The sequence below is a fragment of the Frankia sp. CgKIO3 genome (genome assembly GCF_977946435.1).
The window spans coordinates 1-2,536 of the sequence record NZ_CDWTMO010000290.1; the positions used below are offsets into that span (position 1 = coordinate 1).

At 66.3% G+C, this 2,536-nt stretch carries 3 protein-coding genes and 2 pseudogenes; all 5 read left to right on the forward strand.

Annotated elements, in window-relative coordinates; genetic code table 11:
• Window positions 1-127: 127 nt before the first annotated feature.
• Window positions 128-355, forward strand: a pseudogene (locus AC08OJ_RS19640) (Scr1 family TA system antitoxin-like transcriptional regulator); the annotation flags it as partial.
• A gap of 52 nt (window positions 356-407) precedes the next feature.
• A pseudogene (locus AC08OJ_RS19645) lies at window positions 408-563 on the forward strand (SAM-dependent methyltransferase); the annotation flags it as partial.
• Between the two features lie 257 nt (window positions 564-820).
• On the forward strand, window positions 821-1,540 hold the full coding sequence (locus tag AC08OJ_RS19650) for a DUF433 domain-containing protein (RefSeq protein ID WP_476596513.1): 720 nt from the start codon (window positions 821-823) through the stop codon (window positions 1,538-1,540).
• Window positions 1,515-1,793 carry a PIN-like domain-containing protein gene (locus tag AC08OJ_RS19655; RefSeq protein WP_476596515.1) on the forward strand — a complete coding sequence of 93 codons (279 nt, stop codon included), beginning with the start codon at window positions 1,515-1,517 and terminating at the stop codon, window positions 1,791-1,793. The genes AC08OJ_RS19650 and AC08OJ_RS19655 overlap by 26 nt, the downstream gene beginning before the upstream one ends.
• Before the next feature lie 53 nt (window positions 1,794-1,846).
• Complete coding sequence (locus AC08OJ_RS19660) at window positions 1,847-1,975, forward strand: hypothetical protein (protein WP_476596516.1); 129 nt, start codon at window positions 1,847-1,849, stop codon at window positions 1,973-1,975.
• Window positions 1,976-2,536: the final 561 nt, after the last annotated feature.

Genomic DNA, 2,536 nt, shown 5'->3' on the forward strand with positions numbered 1-2,536 from the left:
CTCCCAGGCCCCGGCGTTCGGCGATCCACCGCCGGTCGGCCCGATCTCGATGAGCGAGGACTACAGCAAGGGCTACAAGGAAGACGACGTTGCCCTGGTGCTGCTTGCCCTAATGGTGCTTGCCCTGATGGTGCCCGGTGCGCCGCCCACACGACCCACTCCAGCCAATGATCATTTCGACTACTCCGAGCTCACCGGGCCGGCGGTCGTCGAACGGAAGAGCCCCATCTTGACCACCGATCCGCCACCGCAGCTCTGGGCGATCCTTGACGAAGCCGCAGTGCGCCGCATGGTCGGCGGACCCGAGGTGGCGCGCGCCCAACTCGCCCACCTGATCGACGTGTCCCACCGTCCCGGGATCACGACCCAGGTGCTCCCGTTCCGCTCGGGGGCACACGCGGGCCTGAGTGGCCCGCCTACTGGCGGCGGAACACGGCATCCGACAGTTCCTGGGCATCGAAACGGGACTGCCACCCCCGAATCTGCATGAGGTCGCCCAAGGGGTCGCACCCGAATCACGGATTCTCTATGTCGACAACGACCCAGTCGTATTCGCAGAGGCTCCAGGCTTCTGACCAGCGTCTTTGGGCAATCGGACCGGTCCCTGGTCCGCACCCGAGTTGCACATGCCGCACGGCTCGGACGCCGTACACCGACCACCGCACCGCCGGACCGTTACCGACCCGATCCAGCTCCAGAGAAACTGCGGTAGCACGGCTCGCCGTGGCCTCCTCCCCGGCGTCGTCGAGCCAGCAAGGGGCTATGATCATGGTGTTGCGCGGCAGGACCTTCGGATCCAGCAGGCTTGAGAGGAGGCGCGATGATTCAGGATCGCGGCCGTTTCGACCTGTCCCTGTACAGCGTCGCCGAGGCGGGCCGGCACCTGGGCGTGCCGACGTCGACCTTCGCGACCTGGGCCTACGGCTACACCAGGTACGCACCGGGCCGCGCCCCGGTCCATGGTGAGCCGATCGTCACCGTGCTGCCCCGTCAGCGCCATGGCACGGCCGTCGTGCCGTTCATCGGGCTTGCCGAGGGGATGATCCTGGCAGCCATCCGAGCCGCTGGAGTGCCGCTACAGCGGATCCGCCCCGCGTTGGCCCGCCTGTCCGAGCAGTTGGGGATCGAGCACGTCCTCGCCTCACGCGCCCTGTACACCGACGGTGCCGAGGTTCTCTACGACTTCGCCGAGAGCCAGGGCGACACGCCCGAAGCACGTGGAGCCCGGGAACTAGTCGTGGTGCGCAACGGGCAGCGGGTGTTCGGGGAGATCGTCGAGTCCTACCTCCGGCTGGTGGAGTTCGCCTCGGACGGCTACCCCCGGCTCATCCGGCTACCGCGGTACGAGCCCGGCTCCGTCATCGTCGATCCCCACCGTGGCTTCGGCCAGCCGATCTTCACTCACGGCGGCGCCCGCGTCGAAGACGCCCTGGGCCGCTTCCACGCCGGCGAAGCACTCGCCGAGGTAGCGGAAGAATTCGGCGTGCCTCTCTCTGATCTTGAAGGCGCCGTCCGTGTCGCAAGCAAAATCGCCACCTGATGACTCGACAGATCGCCACCCTGCCGGGCTTCCGCACGTCTTCATCGACCGCAGCCTCGGCCGCATCGCCGTCCCCCGGTTACTCCGAGACGCCGGGCTACGGCTGATCACGCTCGCCGAGCACTACGGCATCCCACAGGACGAGGACATCGCGGACGTCACCTGGATCGAGGACACGGCCCGCCTCGGCTGGGTCGTGTTCATGAAGGACGCGCGTATCCGCTACCGCCCCGCCGAACAGGAAGCCGTCTGACACATCACGCGCGATGCTTCTACATAACCCGGCAGGACCTACCGGGTGCTGCGATGGCACAGTGGCTGCTCTCGAACCTGCCCGCGATCACGACCGCCTGCACCGAAGCAGGCCCTTTCATCTACGCCGTCCACGCCACGGAGATCCGCAAAATGGACATCAGCTCACCCCAGCCCCGGTAGTGCCTCCTCACCCACCATCGACCGGAGTCGCACCATCCGTGATTCAGGTAGACGCCGGTTAGCCGCGTCTTCCGTCGCTTGATATGTACAACCAAGGGGTGGTACCGATCGTCCTTGGGCAGGCCTTGGGCTTCTCACCAGCATCTTTAGGCAGCCGGCCGGCCCCTGGTCCGCACCCGTGTTGCACACGCTGCACGGCTCGGACGTAGTACGCCGGCCACCGCACCGCCAGACCCTCGTTCACGACGCCGTCTCCGAAACAGCCCCGAAGAAGCCGAAGGCGGTCTAGTACGGTCACGTAAACCGGGACTGTAAAACCAACTTGACAGACCCCTCGCTGTGGCGGTGGAAGTTGACAGGCGTGACCGGTCGAGAGCCTCGCCGGCCGCGCCTGCCCTCTTGAGTGCCTTCGACTGGTTACGTTCGACGTGCGGTGAGGATGAGCCGCAATGCCGCTTCCACTAGTTGGATCTTGATGGTCGTCGGTGTGTCGGTTCCGGCTGTTCTGTCTGGTTGCCGGCATGATTGGGGTGTGTGGCGGCCAGGGAGGCGGTTGCGGGT